Annotated in this window: 20 protein-coding genes and 1 pseudogene; 10 read left to right on the top strand and 11 right to left on the bottom strand. The window is 59.9% G+C overall.

All coding sequences use genetic code 11. The annotated features are described in order from the left end of the window. Position 1: 1 nt before the first annotated feature. Genes CCX46_RS04800 through CCX46_RS04790 form a run of 3 tightly spaced genes read right to left on the bottom strand, consistent with a single transcriptional unit; the run spans position 2 to position 2216 of the window. The gene (locus tag CCX46_RS04800; RefSeq protein ID WP_127925889.1) at positions 2–328 is read right to left on the bottom strand and encodes a DUF3325 domain-containing protein; all 327 of its coding nucleotides are present in this window, start codon (positions 326–328) and stop codon (positions 2–4) included. Further along, the gene (locus CCX46_RS04795) at positions 328–1914 is read right to left on the bottom strand and encodes a PepSY-associated TM helix domain-containing protein (RefSeq protein ID WP_127925888.1); all 1587 of its coding nucleotides are present in this window, start codon (positions 1912–1914) and stop codon (positions 328–330) included. Before CCX46_RS04795 ends, CCX46_RS04800 begins: the two co-directional genes overlap by 1 nt. Further along, positions 1911–2216, bottom strand: coding sequence for a DUF3649 domain-containing protein (locus tag CCX46_RS04790; protein WP_016986986.1), 306 nt, complete (start codon positions 2214–2216; stop codon positions 1911–1913). The genes CCX46_RS04795 and CCX46_RS04790 overlap by 4 nt, the downstream gene beginning before the upstream one ends. Positions 2217–2404: 188 nt before the next feature. Here CCX46_RS04790 and CCX46_RS04785 point away from each other — a divergent pair, with 188 nt between their 5' ends. The 4 genes from CCX46_RS04785 (at position 2405) to CCX46_RS04770 (ending at position 6888) form a co-directional block, all read left to right on the top strand. Continuing rightward, the gene (locus tag CCX46_RS04785; RefSeq protein ID WP_127925887.1) at positions 2405–2893 is read left to right on the top strand and encodes a sigma-70 family RNA polymerase sigma factor; all 489 of its coding nucleotides are present in this window, start codon (positions 2405–2407) and stop codon (positions 2891–2893) included. After that, on the top strand, positions 2890–3822 hold the full coding sequence (locus CCX46_RS04780) for a DUF4880 domain-containing protein (RefSeq protein ID WP_127925886.1): 933 nt from the start codon (positions 2890–2892) through the stop codon (positions 3820–3822). Before CCX46_RS04785 ends, CCX46_RS04780 begins: the two co-directional genes overlap by 4 nt. 90 nt (positions 3823–3912) lie before the next feature. Then, positions 3913–6246: a TonB-dependent Fe(3+) dicitrate receptor FecA gene (gene fecA / locus CCX46_RS04775; RefSeq protein WP_127925885.1), complete on the top strand. Its 2334-nt coding sequence runs from the start codon at positions 3913–3915 to the stop codon at positions 6244–6246. A 273-nt stretch (positions 6247–6519) separates the two neighbouring features. Further along, entirely contained in the window at positions 6520–6888 is a 369-nt protein-coding gene (locus CCX46_RS04770; RefSeq protein ID WP_127925884.1) for an endonuclease domain-containing protein, read from the top strand. Positions 6889–7291: 403 nt separating this feature from the next. Here CCX46_RS04770 and CCX46_RS04765 read toward each other — a convergent pair whose 3' ends face one another. Beyond that, on the bottom strand, positions 7292–7696 hold the full coding sequence (locus CCX46_RS04765) for an HPF/RaiA family ribosome-associated protein (RefSeq protein ID WP_127925883.1): 405 nt from the start codon (positions 7694–7696) through the stop codon (positions 7292–7294). Positions 7697–7896: 200 nt separating this feature from the next. Further along, the gene (locus tag CCX46_RS04760) at positions 7897–8844 is read right to left on the bottom strand and encodes a LysR substrate-binding domain-containing protein (RefSeq protein ID WP_127925882.1); all 948 of its coding nucleotides are present in this window, start codon (positions 8842–8844) and stop codon (positions 7897–7899) included. A 135-nt stretch (positions 8845–8979) separates the two neighbouring features. On the opposite strand from CCX46_RS04760, the gene CCX46_RS04755 reads away from it, so the two are divergent. From CCX46_RS04755 to CCX46_RS04745, 3 genes are all read left to right on the top strand, one after another. Next, positions 8980–10356 carry an L-serine ammonia-lyase gene (locus CCX46_RS04755; RefSeq protein WP_127925881.1) on the top strand — a complete coding sequence of 459 codons (1377 nt, stop codon included), beginning with the start codon at positions 8980–8982 and terminating at the stop codon, positions 10354–10356. Between the two features lie 86 nt (positions 10357–10442). Further along, the gene (locus CCX46_RS04750; protein ID WP_127925880.1) at positions 10443–11744 is read left to right on the top strand and encodes an HAAAP family serine/threonine permease; all 1302 of its coding nucleotides are present in this window, start codon (positions 10443–10445) and stop codon (positions 11742–11744) included. A 295-nt stretch (positions 11745–12039) separates the two neighbouring features. Further along, complete coding sequence (locus CCX46_RS04745) at positions 12040–12357, top strand: DUF3509 domain-containing protein (protein ID WP_127925879.1); 318 nt, start codon at positions 12040–12042, stop codon at positions 12355–12357. Here the strand turns inward: CCX46_RS04745 and CCX46_RS04740 are convergent. Then, positions 12354–12854, bottom strand: coding sequence for a phosphate-starvation-inducible protein PsiE (locus CCX46_RS04740; RefSeq protein ID WP_053117232.1), 501 nt, complete (start codon positions 12852–12854; stop codon positions 12354–12356). The two genes, CCX46_RS04745 and CCX46_RS04740, sit on opposite strands and share 4 nt — an antisense overlap. Before the next feature lie 329 nt (positions 12855–13183). Between CCX46_RS04740 and CCX46_RS04735 the strand changes: the two are divergent. Next, positions 13184–13438 (top strand): annotated as a pseudogene (locus tag CCX46_RS04735) (YebG family protein); the annotation flags it as partial. Between the two features lie 145 nt (positions 13439–13583). Here CCX46_RS04735 and CCX46_RS04730 read toward each other — a convergent pair. Continuing rightward, on the bottom strand, positions 13584–14603 hold the full coding sequence (locus tag CCX46_RS04730; protein WP_127925878.1) for a Glu/Leu/Phe/Val dehydrogenase family protein: 1020 nt from the start codon (positions 14601–14603) through the stop codon (positions 13584–13586). A 186-nt stretch (positions 14604–14789) separates the two neighbouring features. Between CCX46_RS04730 and CCX46_RS04725 the strand changes: the two genes are divergently transcribed. After that, entirely contained in the window at positions 14790–15593 is an 804-nt protein-coding gene (locus tag CCX46_RS04725; RefSeq protein WP_127925877.1) for a SirB1 family protein, read from the top strand. 50 nt (positions 15594–15643) lie between these two features. Here the strand turns inward: CCX46_RS04725 and CCX46_RS04720 are convergent, their stop codons facing one another. The 4 genes from CCX46_RS04720 to hmgA all read right to left on the bottom strand — a co-directional run bounded on the left by CCX46_RS04720 (position 15644) and on the right by hmgA (position 20417). After that, positions 15644–17014 carry an MFS transporter gene (locus CCX46_RS04720; protein WP_127925876.1) on the bottom strand — a complete coding sequence of 457 codons (1371 nt, stop codon included), beginning with the start codon at positions 17012–17014 and terminating at the stop codon, positions 15644–15646. 142 nt (positions 17015–17156) lie between these two features. Then, a complete protein-coding gene (gene maiA / locus CCX46_RS04715) occupies positions 17157–17792 on the bottom strand; it encodes a maleylacetoacetate isomerase (RefSeq protein WP_127925875.1) in 636 nt (211 codons plus the stop codon). A gap of 12 nt (positions 17793–17804) precedes the next feature. After that, positions 17805–19109, bottom strand: a complete 1305-nt coding sequence (gene fahA / locus CCX46_RS04710) for a fumarylacetoacetase (RefSeq protein WP_127925874.1) — start codon at positions 19107–19109, stop codon at positions 17805–17807. Between the two features lie 3 nt (positions 19110–19112). Beyond that, entirely contained in the window at positions 19113–20417 is a 1305-nt protein-coding gene (gene hmgA / locus CCX46_RS04705; RefSeq protein ID WP_127925873.1) for a homogentisate 1,2-dioxygenase, read from the bottom strand. 164 nt (positions 20418–20581) lie between these two features. Between hmgA and CCX46_RS04700 the strand changes: the two genes are divergently transcribed. Continuing rightward, on the top strand, positions 20582–21361 hold the full coding sequence (locus tag CCX46_RS04700) for an IclR family transcriptional regulator (RefSeq protein WP_127925872.1): 780 nt from the start codon (positions 20582–20584) through the stop codon (positions 21359–21361). Positions 21362–21372 lie beyond the last annotated feature (11 nt).

The following is a 21372-nucleotide window of genomic DNA, read 5'->3' as shown; positions in this document are numbered from 1 at the left end:
TTCAGCACTGCGCCCATGCGGCGACCGGGCTGGCCAGCAGGCTGACCCCGGCCAGTGCCAATGCGAAACGCGGGCGATACGGCAGCAGCAATACCAGAGCCAGAGCGCTGAGCATCAGCACGGCGAACCAGTCGACCAGGCCGAAGCTCCAGCCGTTCGCCGAGACGGCAGCCCACAGCGACAGGCACAACAGGAGCCAGCCACCGATTTTCAGTCCCTGTCGACGCGAGGTTGAAAGTTTTTCGCCGAGCAATTCATCGTGGTGCCGAGGCATCGACAAGCACAACGCGGTGAATCCGGTGTAGGTAAGCAACAAGGGCAACAGCATCAGTTCGTCCCTTGTTCAAGGGTGATCGGCGGAGCCTTTTCGCGTGGTGTTTTTTTCACGCTGACCGTGCTGCCGGCGCGCTGCATTTTCCACGCGGCCCAAGCCAGAAACAGCCCGGTTGCCAGGCACGTCAGATCAAACCCGGCCAATGCCCAATCGCCGTGCTTGAGCGTGACGCCCAGATTCCAGGAAGTGGTCAGCGCATTGATCAGCGGCACTGCGACAAACAGGCCAGCACCCAGGGCAAGCTGCTCAATCCAGGCTTTGCGCCCCGGCCGCAACATCGCGTGTGCCACGCTCAAGCCCCAGGCAATAAAGAATGCGTTCACCTCCCAATCGGCACGCCCGGCAAGGCTCACCGGCAACAGACGATTGGCCAGGAAGAACACCGCCACCGCCGACACCAGCCCGGCCATACTGGCGATGTTCAGCACTTCAACCAGCCGCAATTCGAACGGCATCACGCCGCTCTTGGCGTGTTTGAGTTGACGCTTGCCGAGCCAGATCACCAGCCCGGTGCCGATCATCGCCGTACCCGCCAGCCCGCAGATGAAGTACAGCCAGCGCAACACCGGCCCGGCGAAGTGGCCCATGTGCAAACCGTAGAACGCGCCACCTACCGCCATTGCTACCGGCTGCTCCGGTGTGCTGCCGAGCATCTGCCCGGTCACACCGTTGAAGGTCACGGCGCGGCCGAAATCATGCACGACACTGTCGCCGGCACGGGCCAGCACCACCGTGGCGTTGGCATCCCCCGGATTGCTCACCGACAGACGCGCGGTGTGGCCGCCCGACCATTGCTCGCTGGCCTTGCTCAACAGCGGCGCCATCGCCGCCAGCGGCGCTGCGATATCGGCGCGCTCCGGGGTTTTCGAGGCGGGAAAAACTTCGTCATAGAACGTGCGCACGTCACTGCCGTATGAAGCGACGATGCTCGCCGGCATGACCATCGACATGAAAATCACCAGGCTGCTGTAGGTGATCATCAAGTGAAACGGCAACACCAGCACACCCACCGCGTTATGCCCATCGAGCCAAGAGCGCTGGCCCTTGCGCGGGCGGAAGGTGAAGAAGTCCTTGAAGATTTTCTTGTGGGTGATGATCCCGGTGATCAGCGCAACGAACATCACCATGGCCGCAATGGTCGCCAGCCAACGGCCCCACGGATAAGGCATTTGCAGCTGGAAGTGGAAACGGTAGAAGAATTCACCGCCCATGCTTTCGCGACCCTGCACTTCAGCACCGGTTTGCGCATCGAGGGTTTTCGCTTCGAAACGCCCGCGCTCGCCAGGCTTCGCCGGCGCTGGCTGCCAACGCACGGTCATGCCGGGATCACGGGCATCGGGCAGGTCGATCAGCCAGCGCGAAGCACCCGCCGCGTGTTGTTGCAGATAATCCTGGGCCAGCGTCAGGCTGGTCTCGGCACTCACCGATCGAGCAGGGATTTCCGGCTGCATCCAGTGGCTGATCTCATCCTTGAAATAGGCCAGCGTCCCGGTCAGGAAAATCGCGAACAGCAACCAGCCGAACAGCAGTCCGGTCCAGGTGTGCAGCCAGGCCATCGCCTGACGAAAGCCCTCTTTCATGCCAGGCCCAATCCACGTGCCGCGCCGGAAATGGTTGCCAGAATCACGCTCGGCACCAGCAAGCCGACCCAGGCCGACCACGCCGTGCGGCAGGCAAAACACCAGAGCACCGCCACCAGATAGACCAGAAAGGAAATGGTCATGCCGGTCACCACCGCTTCGGCGCGGCTCAACGGCAGCCACAGCGTCAGGGTGACACTGGCCAGCGCCGCGACGAGATAGCCGCCAAACACCGCCGCCAGCACCCGAGAAGTGACGGCCAGACGATAGGACATGGGAAGTGTGGCGAGTTTGCCTTTCATGTTTCGACCCTGAAACGAAAAACGTCCGGCCGATCAGCCGAACCTACAGGCGAGCAATATTAATGATAAATATTCTCATACGCAAAAGCATCTGATTGCCGGTGGCGTATCTCGACCACTACAATGCGAACAGTTCTTGTTCTCTAACGTACTCTCTACCGCGTCAAGAAAGCGCCCGGAGTCCACCGTTGTCGTCCGCCCATCCCGTCGAATCGCTCTATCAGGCCCACCACAGCTGGCTGACCGGCTGGCTGCGGCGCAAGCTCGGCTGCCCGGACAACGCGGCGGATCTGGCGCAGGACACGTTCATCAAAGTGCTCACCGCCCGCGAACCACCGGTAATCATCGAGCCGCGTGCCTTCCTCACCACCCTCGCCAAGCGCGTTCTGTTCAATCACTACCGCCGTCAGGATATGGAGCGCGCCTATCTCGACACCCTCGCGCAGATACCGGAAATGGTCGCGCCGTCAGAAGAAGACAAAGCGATCATCCTGCAAACCCTGATGGAGCTGGACGAGTTGCTCGACGGTTTGCCGCGTCAGGTCAAACGCGCCTTTTTGCTGGCGCAGGTCGATGGCCTGACTTATCCACAGATTGCCGCCGAACTGGGCATTTCCGTGGCCACGGTTAAACGGCATTTGAACAAAGCAGCGATGCGCTGCTATTTCGCCCTATGAACCGCGTGCCGGATTTCTCCTCTCAGGTTGCCGAGCAGGCGGTGCACTGGCTGATGGAAATGCAGCAAGGCGCACTGTCGCCACGCCAGCAATTGGCAATGCAACAGTGGCTGGACGCGCACAGCGAGCACCGGCGGGCGTGGGAACACATTCAACGGGTCAACCAGCGCTTGCGCGGTGTGTCTTCGCCGCTGGCACACGCGGCGTTGAACGGGACGAGGTCCGGCAGTCGTCGTCAGGCACTGAAACTGCTGCTGATTCTCGGCGCCGGTTCGGCTGTCACCTGGGGCATGCGTGAGCACAATCCATTGCCGTCGCTGCTCGCCGATTTCCGCAGCCCGATCGGGCAACGGCGCAAGGTGGCGCTTGGTGCCGGCGATCAGTTGCAACTCAACACAGCCAGTGCCGCCGATGTGGATGTCTCGGCGCGACTGATCCGCTTGCTCGAAGGCGAAATCCTCCTGACTGCCGCGCAATCTTTCGAAGTGCGCACGGCTCAGGGCATTCTTGAAACTCACGGTGCACGTCTCAATGTGCGTCAGTTTGCCGATCGCACGCAGGTTGCGCTGTTTGACGGCCGCGTCGAACTGAGCAGCAATGGACGCGCGCCGATGCTGCTGCCGCTTGCACGGCAACTGAGTTTCACCTCGAAATCCATCAGCGAAGCCAAACCGCTGGATGCCAACAGCGGCGCCTGGGCCGACGGCATGCTGGTGGCCGCGCATATGCGTCTGGGCGACTTCCTCGATGAACTCGGCCGCTACCGTCGTGGCCAGCTCAATTGCGACCGGAACGTTGCCGACCTGCTGATTTCCGGGACTTACCCACTGGACGACAGCGAGCGGATTCTCGACCTGCTGGAAATCAGTTTGCCGGTGAAGGTGAAGCGCTTTACCCGTTACTGGGTGAGCGTCGAAGCGCGGGTTTAAAAAACATCAAAAATAAATGAGCCGTTTTTCAGATCTGGCGTGACAGAGAAGGAAAGCCCCCTTGATTCAACCTTCTCAGGATCATCCGACATGCACTCCACCCGCCTCACGCCACTGGCTCGTACCCTGCGCAATCTTGTCCTCGGCGCCAGCCTGAGTTTCAGTGCCCTGCCCGCCGCGCTGGCCGCTGATGCCAAGGCTTATCACATCGCGCCGTCGTCGCTGGAGAACGCCCTCAACCAGTTTGGCCGTGAAGCGGGTGTGCTGATTTCGTTTGGTTCGCAAGTCACCAGCGGCGTGCAAAGCCGTGGCCTGGAAGGCAGTTACACACCTGAGCAGGGTTTGAATGCATTGCTTGAAGGCACCGGTCTGCAAGCGCGCGCCGAAGGCAACAATGCGTTCAGCCTGCAACCGGTGGCGGATGCCGCGCTGGAGCTGGACACCTCGAAAGTCGTCGGCGACTGGCTCGGCGACGCTGCGCAAATCAATGTGTTCGAGCACCCGGGCGCGCGCGATGTAATCCGCCGCGAAGAGTTCGAACGCCAGGGCGCCACTCAGGCGCGGGATGTGCTCAATCGCATCCCCGGCGTCAACGCTCCAGACAACAACGGCACCGGCAGCCACGACATGGCGCTGAATTTCGGTATCCGTGGCTTGAACCCGCGACTGGCCGCGCGCTCGACCGTGTTGATGGACGGCATTCCGGTGCCGTTCGCGCCCTACGGCCAGCCGCAGTTATCGTTCGCGCCGATCAGCATGGGCAACATGGATGCCGTGGACGTGGTGCGTGGCGGTGGCGCAGTGCGGTATGGCCCGCAGAACGTCGGCGGCGTAGTCAACTTCGTGACCCGGGCGATTCCTGATGAACCGACAGTCAAGGGCGGCTTCCAGACGGAAACCAGCCCCTCGTCGAGCCATGACGGTTTCAAGACCAGCGCCAACCTGCTGGCTGGCGGCACCAATGCCAATGGTCTCGGCGGCGCGTTGCTCTACTCCGGGACGCGCGGCGGCGACTGGCGTGAGCACAGCGACACCGAGATCGACGACCTGATCCTCAAGGGCAAATACCAGCTCGACGAAGCCAACAGTTTCAACGCCATGGCCCAGTATTACGGAGGCAAAGCCGACATGCCCGGCGGTTTGAACGTCGCGGATTACGACGCCGATCCTTATCAATCGACTCGCCCGAAAGACCAGTTCTGGGGCCGGCGCACGATGTTCAATTTCGGCTATCGCTATCAGGAAGATCGCCGCGAATTCACCGCCAACACCTTCTTCACCAAGACCTTGCGCAGCGGTTATCTGGATCAGGGCAGCTTCTTGTCGCTGTCGCCGCGCGAGTATTGGGTGCGCGGCCTGGAAACCCGTTTCGCCCAAGGCTTCGACCTCGGCCCGACCAGCCACGAAGTCGGCGTCGGCTACCGCTACATCAACGAGGCTGGCCACGAACTGCGCTATCGCACGCCGATCGCCAGCAACGAATACCCGACCACCAACAGTCGCAATGACCGCGACACCCGTGGCGGCACCGAAGCCAATGCGTTCTTCGTCGACGACCGCATCGACATCGGCAAATGGACGATCACCCCGGGCGTGCGCTACGAGATGATCGAATCGCAGCAGACCAACAACCTGACCAACGTCAAATACAAGGGCGACTACAACACCGCACTGCCGGCTTTAAACGTGCTTTATCACCTGACCGACAGCTGGAACCTGTACGCCAACACCGAAGGCTCGTTCGGCAGCGTGCAATACAGCCAGATGCCCAACCGTGTGACCAGCGGCGAAGTGAAACCGGAGAAGGCCCGCACCTGGGAACTCGGCACGCGCTATGACAACGGCGCGTTGCGGGCCGAGATCGGCGCGTTCCTGATCAACTTCGACAACCAGTATGAAAGTAATCAGACCAACGACTCCGTGATTGCCCGAGGCGAAACCCGCCATCAAGGGATCGAGACCAGCGTCAATTACGCGCTGGATGACTTGAGCCCGGCACTCGCCGGCTTCGATGTCTACGCCACCTACGCCTATGTTGATGCGACCATCCGCGAAGACGGGCCGAACAAGGGCAATCGCGTGCCGTTCTCCTCGAAACACAAAGGCACGATTGGCGTCGGTTACACCGAAGGGCCGTGGAAGCTCAATCTGGACAGCAGCTTCCAGAGCGACCAGTTCGCCGACAACGCCAACACCTCGAAGGAAAGCGCCGATGGCAGCACCGGAAAAATCCCCGGCTACATGCTGTTCAGCAGCCGCGCCGGGTATGACTTCGGGCCGCAGTTGGCGGATCTGAATGTGGCGGTGGGGGTGAAGAACATTTTCAATACGCAGTACTTCACGCGTTCGTTTGATGACAACAACAAGGGCAAGTATGTCGGGGAACCGCGCACGGTTTATGTGCAGACTTCTGTAGCGTTCTGAGGATTGAGAAGCCCCTCACCCTAGCCCTCTCCCAAAGGGAGAGGGGACTGATCGTGGGATGCTTGCGAGGTACGCCGACCTGTACGTGCTGTGCCGAATCCATAATCGACTCGACCTGAAACCGCTTTGCCGAATCCATAATCGACTCGGTCTGTCAGGTCGATGTACAACGCCAGACACCTCGGTCGGCCCCCTCTCCCTCTGGGAGAGGGCTGGGGTGAGGGTTCTCGGCTACAGTGAAATATCAAACCAACTTCACAAGGATCGTGAAGCATGCAAACCCGCCTCACCCTCGCCCAATTCGCCCGCCAGCTCCGCGTCAACCAAACCGACTGCGAACACCTGCTCTGGCAAAAACTCCGCTCCCGCCAGATCGCCAATCTGAAATTTCGCCGGCAATTTCCGTGTCCGCCTTACGTGCTGGATTTTTACTGTGCGGAGTTGAAATTGGCGATTGAGCTGGACGGTGGTCAGCACTTTGAAACGCAGGGACTGATTCATGATCAGCGCCGGACACGCTATCTGAATCAAAAGGGGATTGAAATTGTGCGTTTCAGTAATCTCGAGGTGATCCAGCAGATGGACGATGTGCTGGAGCAGATCATAAGAATTGCAGCGAATCGAAAAATACCCTCACCCTAACCCTCCCGAAACGTCGGACCGCCCAGAGGGAGAGGGGACTGACCGGGGGATGCTTGCGAGCTACGCCGACCTGATTCTGCTTTGCCGAATCCATAATCGACTCGGTCTTTCAGGTCGACGTACCTCTTCAGACACCTCGGTCGGCCCTCTCCCGGAGAGAGGGGGGACTGATTGCGGGATGCTTCAGAAATACATCAACCTGAAGTGCTTTGCCGAATCCATAGTCGACGCTGTCTTTCAGGTCGATGTAACCCGCAACACACCTCGGTCGGCCCCCTCTCCCGGAGGGAGAGGGCTGGGGTGAGGGGGCGCTCTCTTATGCCCTGCGCAAATAACTCCACAAACAAAAACGGGCCTGCTTCCGCAGGCCCGTTCTCATTGGGTGGCTTATAAAGTCAGCGCATCAACTGTTGATCGCTGCCTGTTCGTTCTCAAGAAATTCTTCCTCCAGCAGAGCGTCATTCGCCTTGCTAAATGGCACGATGGCGGCACGTGGCTTGCCTCGCAGTTTGCCAAACAGGTGCTCCAGTGCATGCTCAAGTTTTTCGGCAGCGCCGTCGATCGCCAGTTCCAGCGAATCGGCCTTATGGGTCACGGAAATCGGTTGATGGCCTTTCGGCCGCGCTTCCAGTTGGCAGCGCAAGTCATGGGGACCTGGTTTGTCACCGTTCTCGTCGCTCAGGTGGACTTCGACACGGGTCAGGTCTTCTTCATAACGTTCGAGCGTGCTCTCAATGGTTGTACGTACCCACTCCTCCAGTCGTTGACTACTTTGAATATGGTTATCGCTGTTGACTTGGATTTGCATAGTTCATCCCTTATTTCAGCTAGCTCGTGAGAGGCCTTGAGTTGAATTTCCTGACCTCCTGGTTACAACAATCGGCCCGACCGGCGAACATTTCAACCCCTGAAAAAAGATAAATATTCATTCGCAAAAAAAGCCGGACAACCGAGCAAGGCACTGGTAAGGTCGGGAGTTGGGTCGCCTCGCAACCCGGCAAAATTTGCTCACAAATGCCCGTCGTTCAACGGGTGCAAACTACGAAATATCCCCGCCTCCTCGACCAGCCAATCATGCACCGCACGCACGCCCGGATGGCTCAAGGCCCCCGGCGCATACAGCAACACGTAGCGCTTGTGATTGGGCACCGACAGGCCAAACGGCACAATCAACGTCCCCCGCTCCAGCTCATCGTTAAGCAAGGTGCGGCGGGCAATCGCCACACCCATGCCGGCAATCGCCGCTTCGATGGTCAGGTGATTGCGGTTGAAGGTATGTCCACGCCGTACGTCGGCGCCTTCAAAGCCGATCGCGTTTAAATAGAATTCCCACTCCGCGTATTCATAACTGCCACGCCAGGCAGTGATGTCGTGCAGCAACGGAAAATGCACCAGATCCGCCGGCCCGTGCAGTGGCGGTCGCCCGCGCAACAGGCTCGGCGCACACACCGGGAAAATCTGCTCGTCGAGCAAGGCTGTGGATAACAATCCCGGGTAACTGCCGTCGTTCAAATCGATCGCCAGATCAAAGTCGCCTTCGTGCAACGGCACGCTACTGTCCTCGGCGACCAGCCGAAGCTGAATATCCGGATAGCGCTGTTGCAGGCGCGGCAAGCGCGGCGTCAGCCATTTGCTGAGAAACGAAGGAATCGAGCGCACACGCAAAATCCCGCTGATCATTCCGGCATCAAGTCGACGCAATTCCGCATCGATGCTGCCATACGCTTCATTAACGGTAATGGCCAGCCGCTGCCCTTCTGCACTCAATTCCACACCGCGCGCGCGCCGATGAAACAGGCGAAACCCGAGGCGTTCCTCCAACTGGCGGATCTGCTGGCTAACCGCCCCCGGCGTGATGTGCAGTTCCTCGGCACAACGGGTGAACGACAGATGCCGCGCGGCACAGGAAAACACCTGCAGCCAGACATAGGTCTGGGCATGCAATTGACGACTCATCGTTTAGTCCTGCTAAAGGCTTACTTAGGAAGTTTCGTTAGTCACGTAGGACCGAGGTAGGCAGTATCGCCGACATTGCGCTTGTCCTACAAAAAATGGCAGCGATTCCTACTCCATTGCTTGTAAGGGTTTAGCATGGCTATCAGTGTTTTCGATCTATTCAAAGTCGGCATCGGCCCGTCCAGTTCCCATACCGTCGGTCCGATGCGTGCGGCGGCAACCTTCGCTCAGGCGCTGATCGATCAGCATCTGTTGAACGATGTGCGCCGTGTGGAAATCCGTTTATACGGTTCGCTGTCGGCCACGGGTGTCGGTCACGCCACCGACCGCGCCACGGTCATGGGCCTGATGGGCGAATGGCCGGACAGCATTGATCCGTCGACCATCGATCCACGCATCCAGCAACTGCGCGAGACAGGCCAACTGTCTCTCGCCGGGCAAAGAGAAATTTCCTTCGACTGGCAGCGTGATCTCCTGCTGCTGGATGAGAGCCTGCCCTACCACCCCAACGCCATGTCGCTGACAGCCTTTGGCGAAACGGCCGAGCTGTTCGAGCAGACGTACTACTCGGTCGGCGGCGGTTTCATCATCGAAGCGGCGGAAGCCGAGTCCGGTGTCGCACCGGCCGGTGATGTGGTGTTGCCGTATGACTTCTCCAGCGCTGCCGAACTGCTGGCGTTGTGCCGACAGCACAATCTGCGCGTGTCCGAACTGATGATGGCCAACGAGCGCGCCTGGCGCACTGACGCAGAAATCCGTCAGGGCCTTCTGCACATCTGGTCGGTGATGCGTGAATGCGTCGAACAAGGCCTGCGCCACGAAGGCATTCTGCCCGGTGGTCTGAATGTGCCACGTCGTGCAGCGAAACTGCATCGCAGCCTGTTGGAGATCGGCAAGCCGAACGTGATAAGTTCGACGCTGTCGGCGATGGAGTGGGTCAATCTGTTCGCCCTCGCCGTCAACGAAGAAAACGCCGCCGGCGGACGCATGGTCACCGCGCCGACCAACGGTGCAGCGGGGATCATTCCGGCGGTTCTGCACTACTACATGAAATTCAATCCGGACGCGTCTGACGATGATGTCGTCGCTTTCTTCCTGGGCGCGGCCGCCGTCGGCATTCTCTGTAAGAAGAATGCCTCGATCTCCGGCGCTGAAGTTGGCTGCCAAGGTGAAGTCGGTTCGGCCTGCGCGATGGCCGCTGCCGGCCTGGCTGATGTACTCAGCGCCACCCCGGAGCAACTGGAGAACGCTGCCGAAATAGGCCTGGAACATAACCTTGGCCTGACCTGCGACCCGGTCGGCGGTCTGGTGCAAGTGCCGTGCATCGAGCGCAACGCCATCGCCGCGGTGAAAGCGATCAACGCCACGCAAATGGCCCTGCGCGGCGACGGCAAGCACTTCATTTCCCTCGACCGGGTGATCCGCACCATGCGCGATACCGGTGCCGACATGCACGACAAATACAAAGAGACTTCACGGGGCGGCCTGGCTGTGAGCTGGGTGGAGTGCTGACGCGCATTCCCTGACCGCCCCGGCAGACCGCACCCGACGGTCTGCCAACCGTGAGCCCGAGCAAAAATAATAACGAGGCGATACCGATGACCGATGTACGTACACCTGCTGCCGAAAATCCCGCTGTAGACCGCACACGCAATACAGAAACAGCCCACAAGGGCTGGAGCAAATTCGACACCACCTGGATGCTTGGGCTGTACGGCACTGCCATCGGTGCCGGTACGTTGTTCCTGCCGATCAATGCCGGTGTCGGTGGTTTCTGGCCGTTGCTGATTCTCGCCGTGCTGGCTTTCCCGATGACGTTTTTTGCCCACCGTGGCCTGACCCGCTTCGTGCTGTCCGGGCGCTCCGGGGATATCACCGAAGTGGTCGAAGAACACTTCGGCATCGGTGCCGGCAAGCTGATCACACTGCTGTATTTTTTCGCGATCTTCCCGATCCTGCTGGTGTACAGCGTGGCGCTGACTAACACCCTGAGCAGCTTCCTCGAACACCAATTGCACATCGCTCCGCCGCCTCGGGCGATCCTTTCGCTGGCGTTGATTCTGGGTTTGATGGCCATCGTCCGTTGCGGTCAGAGCGTCATCGTCAAAGCCATGAGCGTGTTGGTGTATCCATTCGTCGCCGCGTTGCTGCTGCTCGCGGTCAGCCTGATTCCGAACTGGAACGGCGCTTTTTTCGCCAGTGCTCAAGAAGCCATGCCGATGTCGGTTTTTCTCAAGACGCTGTGGCTGGCGATCCCGGTGATGGTGTTCTCGTTCAACCATTCGCCGATCATCTCCGCGTTCGCGGTTGAGCAGAAACAACGCTACGGCGAGCAGGCCGAACGCAAGAGCAGCGGCATCCTCGCCATGGCCCACGGCATGATGGTCGTGACGGTAATGTTCTTCTGCTTCAGCTGCGTGCTGGCATTGTCGCCGGCGGATCTGGCAGCGGCCAAGGCGCAGAACATTTCGATCCTGTCGTACCTGGCCAACCACTTCCAGACCCCGGTCATCGCTTATGCCGCGCCGCTGATTGCGCTGGTAGCGATCACCAAGTCCTTCCTCGGCCACTACATCGGCGCCAGCGAAGGCTTCCAGGGCATGATCGTGAAAAGCCTGCGCAGCCGTGGCCGTGTCATGTCAGCGAGCTGGCTGAACCGCGCGACCGCCGTGTTCATGATCCTCAGTTGCTGGGCCGTGGCGACTTTCAACCCGAGCATCCTCGGGATGATCGAGGCTTTCGGTGGGCCAGTGATTGCCTGTCTGTTGTTCCTGATGCCGATGTACGCCATCCGTCGCGTGCCAGCCTTGCGCCAGTATTCGGGCCAGGTGTCCAACGTGTTTGTGGTGCTGATCGGCCTGATTGCACTGTCAGCGATCATCTACTCGGTTCTGCCCTGAAAACGCGCCATTAAAAAAGGCGAGCCAAGCGGCTCGCCTTTTTTATGCCCGTGTTCATTGTTCGACAATTTTCCCGGCACAGCCCTTGCTACATACCTGCAGGGGCTGCCGCAGGCTGCGATCTTTTGATCTTCGTGACCGACATCAAAACATTGAAGAGCAAAAGATCGCAGCCTGCGGCAACTCCTATACGAAGCAACAACACAGACCACGGAATGGCCAGTGATCCGGTTTGGCGAACCAACCCGATCACGGCCGGTCAACAACTGCACGTTCAATCAGGCGGTGACGCATCATGGACAATCCTTTTCAGATCATTACCGATGCCTTCGCGCCGGACTATCAGATCAACCTGAGCATTCAGGGCCTGGACGGCAGCATCATGCTGACCCTGTCCAATAGCGGCCGGATCGTGGCCAAACGCATGATCAGCGCCGAGCAGCGCAACGACCCCGCGCGTCTCAAGCGACTGGTGCAAAGCATCCAGTTCGGCATCGCCATCGAACAGGGCCACAGCGCCATGGCGATCCTCGAAGCCATGACCAGCGGCAGCGGGCTGACCCCGCCACCGCCCCTCGTCAGCAGCCAGCCCCGACCAGCGGCCGGGCTTTAAAGCTCACCCTTCTCGACTTCAGGATGTTCGCTGGAACCGGTGCCCAGTGTGCGCTGCGGTTTCTCGATCTTCACCGAGGGAAATTGTGACGAGGCGTAACGCACCACCAGAATCGCCAGCGCCAGCAGCAGAATCCCGCCGCACAGATAGATGATGCCCATGTCCGGCGGGTTGTGGTGCGAGACATTGGAGATCAGCAGACGGGTCAGCGCGGTGATCGCTACATAGATCAGAAAGCGCACCGGCATGTGGTTGGTCTTGAAATAAATCCCGACCATCGCTCCCAGTTCGAGATAGATGAACAGCAGCAGAATGTCATCGATCTTGATGTGGCCTTCCTCGAGCATCCCGAGAAACTCCATCACCGCCGCGTATGCCGTCACCGCACCGATGGCAAACAGCGCCAGATAGTGGAAGGTCTCGACGAACAGGTTGCCCAGGGACTCGGCCAGTTGATGCACGTTTTGCCGTAGTTTCTCGGCCCAGTTTATTTTCACGATGATGTTCCTTAGCTCGAATGCGAGCGGATGATGCGTGTTGGACGTGACGGTTTTCTGCACGTAACGGTTTTCATGCAGAAAAGAGGCCACGCCATCATGGCGAACCGCCGCCAGACCCGCGCCGTGGCGTTTAGTCGCACCACCTCCGCCATGGTTGGAGCGAGCCTGCTCGCGAATGCAGACGCTAAGGTCCATCTGACAAACCCGAAATCCGGTCTACATTGAAAAGCCACTACCCATGGCGCAGGGATTCGCTTATCCTTTTCGCTGTATATGGATACAGTAGTCGTCAAGACAACTTAATGTGAAGGCATGTGAGGTGGTGAATGGCCGTCGAAGTGGTATACCGCAGCAGCCGAGATCTGGAGCGCTTGTTCATGGATAAAGCCGAAGCTGACCGTCATGACAAAATGCTCGAACTGGCCGAATATCTGGCCGATGTCCTGCAAAAAGCTGTTCCGTCCCTGACTGAACAGCAAGTGGAAGAAGCCGGGATCTACATGGCGAAGAATCGCGATGTGTTCGCCCGGGCGTTCAAGAGCCAGCCTGATGCATTGTCCGAGCTGCTCAATGCACCGGCCGAACCGGTCGATAATGCCGAAGCTGCAGAACCTGCTGAAACGCCGGTGAAGCCGGTCAAAGCGGCGAAAGCTGCAAAGTAAGCGATGACCGAATTGAATAGGCCCTGAGTCAAATGGCTCAGGGCCTTTTTCATGCCTGTGAAACTCAGCGATACAAAACTTTCTCCGCCAACTCATCCGCCACCCGCGCCGGCGAACGTTTTTCCGCCTGCGCATGGGCGAACACCTCGGTCAGCCGTGAACTGATCTTCGACAGGTGCGCAGTAATCGTCGGCAATTCCTCGCCACGGTGTTTCAGCGAGACGTAGATCAAACCACCGGCATTGATCACATAATCCGGCGCATACAGAATTCCGCGTCGCTCCAGTTGATCGGCGACATCCAGGTGCGTCAGTTGATTGTTTGCCGAACCGGCCACGGCCGAACACCGCAGTTGGGTGACCGTGTGGCTGTTCAGCACACCGCCCAGACCGCACGGCGCCAGGATGTCGCATGGCGTGCTGAGCAATGCATCGTTGGCGATCGGGTGAGCATTGAGTTGTTCCATCGCCAGTTGCACCTTGCCGTGGTCGATATCGCTGACCAGCAACTCAGCCCCGGCGGCGTGCAGTTGCTCGGCCAAGGCAAAACCGACATTGCCCAGGCCCTGAATCGCAATGCGCAAGCCTTCGAGATTATCGCTGCCCAGCCGGGCCATCGCCGTTGCTCGAATGCCAGTGAACACCCCCATCGCTGCGTGTGGCGCCGGGTCGCCGGCCGAGGTGGTGCTAGTGACATGCTGGGTCTGTTGAGCGATGCAATCCATATCCGCCACCGACGTACCGCTGTCGATCGCGGTGATGTAGCGGCCGTCGAGCTGATTGATGCAGCGGCCAAACGCTTCAAACAGTACCCCTCGGTTTTCCACATGCACCGGACGCACGATCACCGCAACCCCGCCGCCCTGCTGCAGACCCGCCAGCGCGGCTTTGTAGCTCATGCCCTGAGCGAGGCGAATGGCATCTTCAACGGCAGATTCGTCATTGGGATAGGCAAGATAACGACATCCGCCCAAGGCTGGCCCGAGGCGACTGTTATGGATGGCAATGACCGCCTTCAACCCGGAGACCGGGTCAACGCTAAGGTGCAGCGATTCCAGGCGAGTGCTTTGCATGAGCGCAAACATCGTTGGGCTCCCGAATCACTTCTTGTAGAACGCCAGTATAGGCCTGCGCCTGAAAATTGCTGGAGCGCACCGGAATAAGCGCCTGCACAGACCACGGCTTTGCGGCATAACCGTAAACCCGCGCAGCGGGGGTACTGGACGAATGGCACGGACCGGGCTAAAACGAGGCATTCCCCGGAGATTTCGATGAGTGCGCGTCAACGTTTTTTCGAATGCCTGCACCGTTCACCGCCCGCGCTGTTCGAAGCCGCGCTGTGGATGGCGGCCGAGCACGAAAAAGCGGTCGATCCCGAAGCCCTGCTGCTGGAGTTCAAGGATCTGCAGCAACGGGTCAGTTACGGTTTGCCGATGCTGCCAGTGAGTGAACTGGCACAACCCCTGTTACGCCGCATGACCGATCTGGGCTTTGCACAGGACGACTTTCTGCCGCTGCGCCCACAGGCTGCGTTGCTGCACAAAGTGTTGCAGACCCGTCGTGGACAACCGCTGGCATTGGCGCTGATTGCTCTGGAACTGGCGCGCAGTCTGGAAATTCCGCTGGTCGGGGTCAACTTCCCCGGACACTTCCTGTTGCGGGTACCCGGTGCCGATCACTTGCTTGATCCGTGTGGCGGCCGGCGTTTGTATCCCAATGATTGTCGCGAGCTGTTACAGCGCCAGTACGGGCCGAACATGAAGCTCAACGCCGAGCATCTGCTGACCGCCACACCGCAGCAGATGCTCCAGCGCCTGTCGCGCAACCTGCGCCAATTGCACCTGACCCATGATGACTTTATTGCTGCGCTGATCGACGCCGAGCGCGTCCTCGAACTGGGTGACGCTGGCGCCGCCGATTATCTGGCCCGTGCCAGTCTGTATCAGCGGCTCGACTGCCCGAATGCCGAGCGCTTCGATCTGGAGCATGCGCTGATGCTCAGCGATGACCCGATTCAACGCCTGCGCCTCACCGAGCGCCTCGGTCACCTGCCGCCCAACTCGGTCGTCCACTGATACCTTGTGAGAGCTAGCCTGCTAGTGATGCAGGCGGCTCGGTCTCTCAGTTAAACCGCGTTATCGTTCTTCGCTAGCAGGCTAGCTCCCACAGGGGATTGCGCTGTGTCGGTGGGCGAACGTACTTGAATAATCAGCAACGCGGCGATGACCGCCGGGATCGCGCAGAAGAAAAAAATCTGCGCCACCGGAATGTGCATCGCCAGCAGCAGGCTGCCGAACAGCGGCCCGAGAATCGAACCGAACCGCCCCACACCCAATGCCCATCCGGTGCCCGTGGCACGTACATGCGCCGGGTAGAAATTACTGGCGAACGCATTTAACGTCAGTTGCCCGCCGATGATGCAGAAGCCGGCGGCAAAAACGCAGGCCACCAGATAGCGTGGGTTGTCGTGATTGAGCCCGAGCAAAATCGTGCACAGCGCTGCGCCCGCCAGCACCGCTGACAACAGACGTACCTTGCGCTTCAAGCGGTCAGCGAACCAGGCCATGCAAATCGCGCCCAAAGTACCGGCGAAGAGGAACATCGACGTCACCAGATTGGCTTCGTTGAGTTTCAGGCCGCTTTCCAACAGCAGCGTCGGCAGCCAGCTGATCATGAAATACAGCAGAATCAGGCTGACGAAGAACGTCGCCCAGATCAGCAAGGTCGGCCGTGCGTAACCGTTGCGGAACAACTCGACCACGGTCAGTTTGCTGCCCTGCTCACGTTTGTTCTGCTCGACAGTCGCCACCGGCGGTTGCCAGTCAGGCAGCATGCGCGCGGTGACTTTGCGCAGTCGTGCATACGGCGGCGCATCACGCAGCAGGCGTGGCAGCGATTCCGGCAGCATCCACCACAGAAACGGAAACAGCAGCAACGGCGTGACGCCACCGGCGAGAAACACCGCTTGCCAACCGAATTGGTCGATGAACCCTGCGGCGACGAAACCACCGGCTGCCCCACCGAACGAGAAGCCACAAGCCGCCAGCGTCACCATCAAGGTGCGTAAACGCGGTGGCGAGTATTCCGACATCAACGCCATGGCACTGGGCATCGCGCCGCCCATGCCGATGCCGCAGATGAAGCGCGCGATCATCAGCGTATTGAGCGAGTCGGCGAAGACCATCAGCACGGTCAGCGTGGCGTAGATCAGTACGCAAGCGAGCAGGATCCGTCGCACGCCAAAGCGGTCAGCCAGCGGCGTGACCGCCAGTGAACCAAGGGTGAGACCGAGCAGATTGGCGCTGAAAACAGGTCCGAACGCCGACTTTTCCAGGCCCCAGTCCTGCGCAAGCGCGGGCACCACGTAACCGAGCACCTGAGCGTCGTAGCCGTCGGTGACCAGCAACAGCGCGAGCAGGATCAACAGTAACCACTGATAGCGGGACACAGGACGGGCGTCGAGCGCCGCCCGGAAGCTGGCAATCTGGTTGTGCATCGCAAGGTACCTGTTTTGTTTTTATGATTATGCGAATGGCGATATTCCCTTGTAGGAGTGAGCCTGCTCGCGATAGCGGTGGGTCAGTCAGAACATGAGTGACTGACACTCCCTCATCGCGAGCAGGCTCACTCCTACAGGGTTATGGGGTGTCTGGTTGATTGGCAGGATGGGCTTTGATGAACGCTGGATGTTCAGCCGCCAGTGCGGCGACCCGGCGGATTTTCGGGTAAGCCTCCAGCGAAACATTGAAGCGCTCTGCCGCATACAACTGCGGAATCAGGTACACATCAGCCACGCACGGCCACTCGCCAAAACAGAAGCCTTCGTCACCGATCAACTGTTCCACCGTCGCCAGCCCTTGGCTGATCCAGTGACTGATCCACTCGACCACCTGCGGCTCGTCCTGCCCCGACTGGCGCAGGCGATTGAGCACGCTGACGTTGTGCAGCGGATGCACATCGCACCCGATCACCGCCGCCACGCCGCGCACATGGGCACGGGCGACAAGGTCCTCCGGCAACAGTGGCCGCTGTGGATAACGTTCCTCCAGGTATTCGATGATCGCCGGCGACTGAATCAACAACTCACCTTCGTCAGTGCGCAAGGCCGGCACCCGGCCTTGCGGATTGATCGCCAGATACGCCGCTTGCCGATGCTCGCCACCCGGCGGTGCGATCAGATTGACCGGCAACGCCTGATAGTCGAGGCCTTTCAAGGCCAGTGCGATCCGTACTCGATACGACGAGGTCGAACGGTAATAGGTATAAAGATCCATAAGCAGCTCCTGTCAGCGCGCCGCCAGCACTTTGCCGCGGCACTCGCCGAAGCCGATCGAAGCAAAACCATCACGGGCACAACGTGCGCGCAAAATGATTTCGTCACCGTCCTCGAGGAATTTACGCACCTCGCCAGAGGCCAGTTCGATCGGTTTTTTACCGCCCTCGGTGATTTCCAGCAGGCTGCCGAACTGGCCGTTTTCCGGGCCGGACAAAGTGCCCGAACCGAACAGGTCACCGGCCTGCAACTGGCAACCGTTGACGCTGTGGTGCGCGACCATTTGCGCGACGGTCCAGTACATGTAGCGGGTGTTGCTCAGGGTCAGGCGATGGGCCGGCAGGTTCTGCTCGCGCATGGCTTCGGTGAGCAGCAGCACTTCCAGTTCGATGTCGAAGGCTCCGCCGTCCTGATCACGCTTGTCGAACAGATACGGCAAAGGTTGCGGATCACCATCAGGACGCTTCGGCTGCGCGGTGCGGAACGGTTCCAAGGCTTCAGCAGTTACAACCCATGGCGAGACGCTGGTGATAAAACTTTTCGACAGGAACGGCCCCAGCGGCTGGTATTCCCAGGCCTGGATATCGCGGGCCGACCAGTCGTTGAGCAGGCAGAAACCGGCGATGTGATCAGCGGCATCACCAATGGCGATCGAATCGCCCATCTCGTTGCCCTGGCCGATCCAGATGCCCAGTTCCAGCTCATAGTCGAGGCGCGCGCACGGGCCGAACGTCGGCTCGCTCGCACCCGCCGGCAAGGTCTGACCTTTCGGGCGACGCACATCGGTACCCGAGGCACGCACAGTGGAGGCGCGACCGTGATAACCGATCGGTACGTGCTTGTAGTTCGGCAGCAGCGGGTTATCCGGGCGGAACAGTTTGCCGACGTTTTGTGCGTGTTCAATGCCGACATAGAAATCGGTGTAATCGCTGATGCGTGCCGGCAGATGCAACTGGCAATCGGCGGCCAGTGGCAGCAGTTTCGCGCCTTGGGCTTCGATGTTGCCGCGATGCGTGCTGCCTTCGCTGAACAGTTCCAGCAGGCGTGTGCGCAGGGCCACACGTGCCTCGCTACCGAGGTCGAAGAACGCGTTCAACTGGCCGCCATGCATGGCTTCCACGGCGCTGCGCGCGGCACCGTCAAACAGCCCGGCCTCCAGCGCCACTTGCAGATCGAAGATGTGGTCGCCAATCGCCACGCCAGCGCGCGGCAGCGCACCGGCGATGCTGAACACGCCGAGCGGCAAGTTCTGCAGCGGGAAATCGGTGTGGTCGTTGGCCGAAGCGACCCAACTGCGGGTGATGGAATTCTGCGTCATGGGTTATCTCCGGGTCGGGTCGAACGTGGCGGGCAACGTGGCCCAGCAAGCGTCGTAAGTGGATTGCAGTTGCGGGCAGTCGAGGGCGAAGCGGCTTGGGCGCAGCACTTGGCTGGTCTCGAACATGAAGGCCATGGTGTTGTCGATCTTGGTCGGTTTCAGTTCAGCGTTGATCGCTTTGGTGCAGGTCTCGCCATCCGGGCCGTGAGCGCTCATGCAACTGTGCAGCGACGCGCCGCCGGGCACAAAACCTTCAGCCTTGGCGTCGTATTCGCCCTGGATCAGGCCCATGAACTCGTTCATCAGGTTGCGATGAAACCACGGCGGACGGAAGGTGTTTTCGGCGACCATCCAGCGCGGCGGGAAGATCACGAAATCGAGGTTGGCCAGACCGTGCACGCTGGTCGGCGAGGTCAGCACGGTGAAGATTGACGGATCCGGGTGATCGAAACTCACCGTACCGATGGTGTTGAAACGGCGCAGATCGTATTTGTACGGCACGTTGTTGCCGTGCCAGGCGACCACGTTGAGCGGCGAGTGATTGAGTTCGGTAGCCCACAACTGGCCGAGGAATTTCTGCACCAGCGTGGTCGGCTGTTGCAGGTTTTCGTAAGCGGCGACCGGGGTCAGGAAGTCGCGCGGATTGGCCAGACCGTTACTGCCGATCGGCCCCAGATCCGGCAGGCGCAGCGGCGCGCCATGGTTCTCGGCGACATAGCCACGTGCTTGCGGATCGAGCAATTCAACGCGAAATTTCAGCCCGCGTGGCAGTACGACGATTTCCAGCGGCGCCACGTCCAGCACACCCAGTTCGGTGGCGATGCGCAGACGGCCGAGTTGCGGCACCAGCAGCAGTTCGCCGTCGGCGTTGAAGAACACGCGCTCCATCGAACGGTTGGCGACGTAATTGTAGATGCTGATACCGGACGGTTTTTCCGCGCCGGCGTTGGCGGCCATGTTCACCAGTCCGTCGATGAAATCGGTCGGTTCGGCCGGGATCTCCAGCGGGTTCCAGCGCAGGCGATTGGGCGTCACTTCACCCATGGGGCCACCGGCCAGTTGCCGCTCCAGTTTGACGAAGGCCGGGTGATTGGCCGACGGCTGAATGCGGTACATCCAGGTGCGCCGCGCTTCACTGCGGGTCATGGTGAACGCGGTGCCGGAAAATAATTCGGTGTAGAGGCCGTACGGGGCTTTTTGCGGGGAGTTCTGGCCGACGGGCAGCGCGCCGGGCAACGCTTCAGTGCTGAATTCGTTGCCGAAACCGGACTGATACGCCAGCACCTGCGCGGTTGAATCGAGGTTCATGGAGCCTCCTGAACAGGGAGTCGGCAGTGGCCCATCGCTCTGGCTCAGAGGTTTCGGCACGCCGGGGTTGTTATTTTCGTAATTCGATTACGCATAACGTAATTTGCTCGCTATCCAGCGTCAAGCTATAAAGACGCCCATTCGTTTCGGAACCCGGCCGCACCATGGAAAAAACCAGCGACAGCAACGGCAAACAGAAAGTCCGCTCCGCCGAAGTCGGCACCGACATCCTCAAGGCCTTGGCCGAGTTGTCGCCATCGACTTCGTTGTCGCGTCTGGCCGAACATGTGCAGATGCCGGCGAGCAAGGTTCATCGCTATCTGCAAGCGTTGATCGCCTCGGGTTTTGCCGAGCAGAACACCGCGACCAACCACTACGGTCTCGGCCGCGAAGCGCTGCGTGTCGGCCTGGCTGCACTCAACAGTATGGACGTGCTGAAAGTCGCCGCCCTGCCGCTGGCCGAACTGCGCGACGAACTCAACGAAACCTGCTTTTTGGCGGTGTGGGGCAATCAGGGCGCAACGGTGGTGCACATCGAACCTGCAGTGCGCGCGGTGACGGTGGTGACGCAATTGGGTTCAGTGCTGCCGCTGCTCAGTTCATCGACCGGACTGGTCTTCAGCGCCTACCTGCCGCCTCGGGAAACCGACGATTTGCGCGAACTGGAAATCGCCGCAGTCGATCATCCTTTGAAGGACGAAAAAGCCTACACGACGCTGTGTGAACAGATCCGCGAACGCGGCCTGCATCATGTGCATGGTCTGCTGATGCCGGGGGTGGATGCGTTATCGGCCCCGGTGTTCAACGCCGTTGGCCAGGTCGCCGCCGTGCTGACCATCGTTGGCCCGACCTCGCTGTTCCATGCTGACGAAAACGGCCCGGCGGCGCAGCGATTGCTGGCGGCGACGCGGGCCGTGAGTTGGCGGATGGGTTATGAACGATAAATCCGCAGGCT

Source organism: Pseudomonas sp. RU47, from assembly GCF_004011755.1.
GTDB lineage: Bacteria > Pseudomonadota > Gammaproteobacteria > Pseudomonadales > Pseudomonadaceae > Aquipseudomonas.
This window is presented reverse-complemented; position numbering and strand designations above follow the sequence as displayed.

Excerpts from the sequence above, each read along its gene's own strand:
- CCX46_RS04745 (WP_127925879.1), top strand. The coding sequence starts at position 12,040 with ATGGACAATCCTTTTCAGATCATTACCGATGCCTTCGCGCCGGACTAT.
- fahA (WP_127925874.1), bottom strand. The coding sequence starts at position 19,109 with ATGACGCAGAATTCCATCACCCGCAGTTGGGTCGCTTCGGCCAACGAC.
- CCX46_RS04780 (WP_127925886.1), top strand. The coding sequence starts at position 2,890 with ATGAACCGCGTGCCGGATTTCTCCTCTCAGGTTGCCGAGCAGGCGGTG.
- CCX46_RS04760 (WP_127925882.1), bottom strand. The coding sequence starts at position 8,844 with ATGAGTCGTCAATTGCATGCCCAGACCTATGTCTGGCTGCAGGTGTTT.
- CCX46_RS04800 (WP_127925889.1), bottom strand. The coding sequence starts at position 328 with ATGCTGTTGCCCTTGTTGCTTACCTACACCGGATTCACCGCGTTGTGC.
- CCX46_RS04750 (WP_127925880.1), top strand. The coding sequence starts at position 10,443 with ATGACCGATGTACGTACACCTGCTGCCGAAAATCCCGCTGTAGACCGC.
- CCX46_RS04720 (WP_127925876.1), bottom strand. The coding sequence starts at position 17,014 with ATGCACAACCAGATTGCCAGCTTCCGGGCGGCGCTCGACGCCCGTCCT.
- CCX46_RS04755 (WP_127925881.1), top strand. The coding sequence starts at position 8,980 with ATGGCTATCAGTGTTTTCGATCTATTCAAAGTCGGCATCGGCCCGTCC.
- CCX46_RS04790 (WP_016986986.1), bottom strand. The coding sequence starts at position 2,216 with ATGAAAGGCAAACTCGCCACACTTCCCATGTCCTATCGTCTGGCCGTC.
- CCX46_RS04765 (WP_127925883.1), bottom strand. The coding sequence starts at position 7,696 with ATGCAAATCCAAGTCAACAGCGATAACCATATTCAAAGTAGTCAACGA.
- CCX46_RS04730 (WP_127925878.1), bottom strand. The coding sequence starts at position 14,603 with ATGTTTGCGCTCATGCAAAGCACTCGCCTGGAATCGCTGCACCTTAGC.
- CCX46_RS04725 (WP_127925877.1), top strand. The coding sequence starts at position 14,790 with ATGAGTGCGCGTCAACGTTTTTTCGAATGCCTGCACCGTTCACCGCCC.
- maiA (WP_127925875.1), bottom strand. The coding sequence starts at position 17,792 with ATGGATCTTTATACCTATTACCGTTCGACCTCGTCGTATCGAGTACGG.
- CCX46_RS04770 (WP_127925884.1), top strand. The coding sequence starts at position 6,520 with ATGCAAACCCGCCTCACCCTCGCCCAATTCGCCCGCCAGCTCCGCGTC.
- CCX46_RS04795 (WP_127925888.1), bottom strand. The coding sequence starts at position 1,914 with ATGAAAGAGGGCTTTCGTCAGGCGATGGCCTGGCTGCACACCTGGACC.
- fecA (WP_127925885.1), top strand. The coding sequence starts at position 3,913 with ATGCACTCCACCCGCCTCACGCCACTGGCTCGTACCCTGCGCAATCTT.
- hmgA (WP_127925873.1), bottom strand. The coding sequence starts at position 20,417 with ATGAACCTCGATTCAACCGCGCAGGTGCTGGCGTATCAGTCCGGTTTC.
- CCX46_RS04700 (WP_127925872.1), top strand. The coding sequence starts at position 20,582 with ATGGAAAAAACCAGCGACAGCAACGGCAAACAGAAAGTCCGCTCCGCC.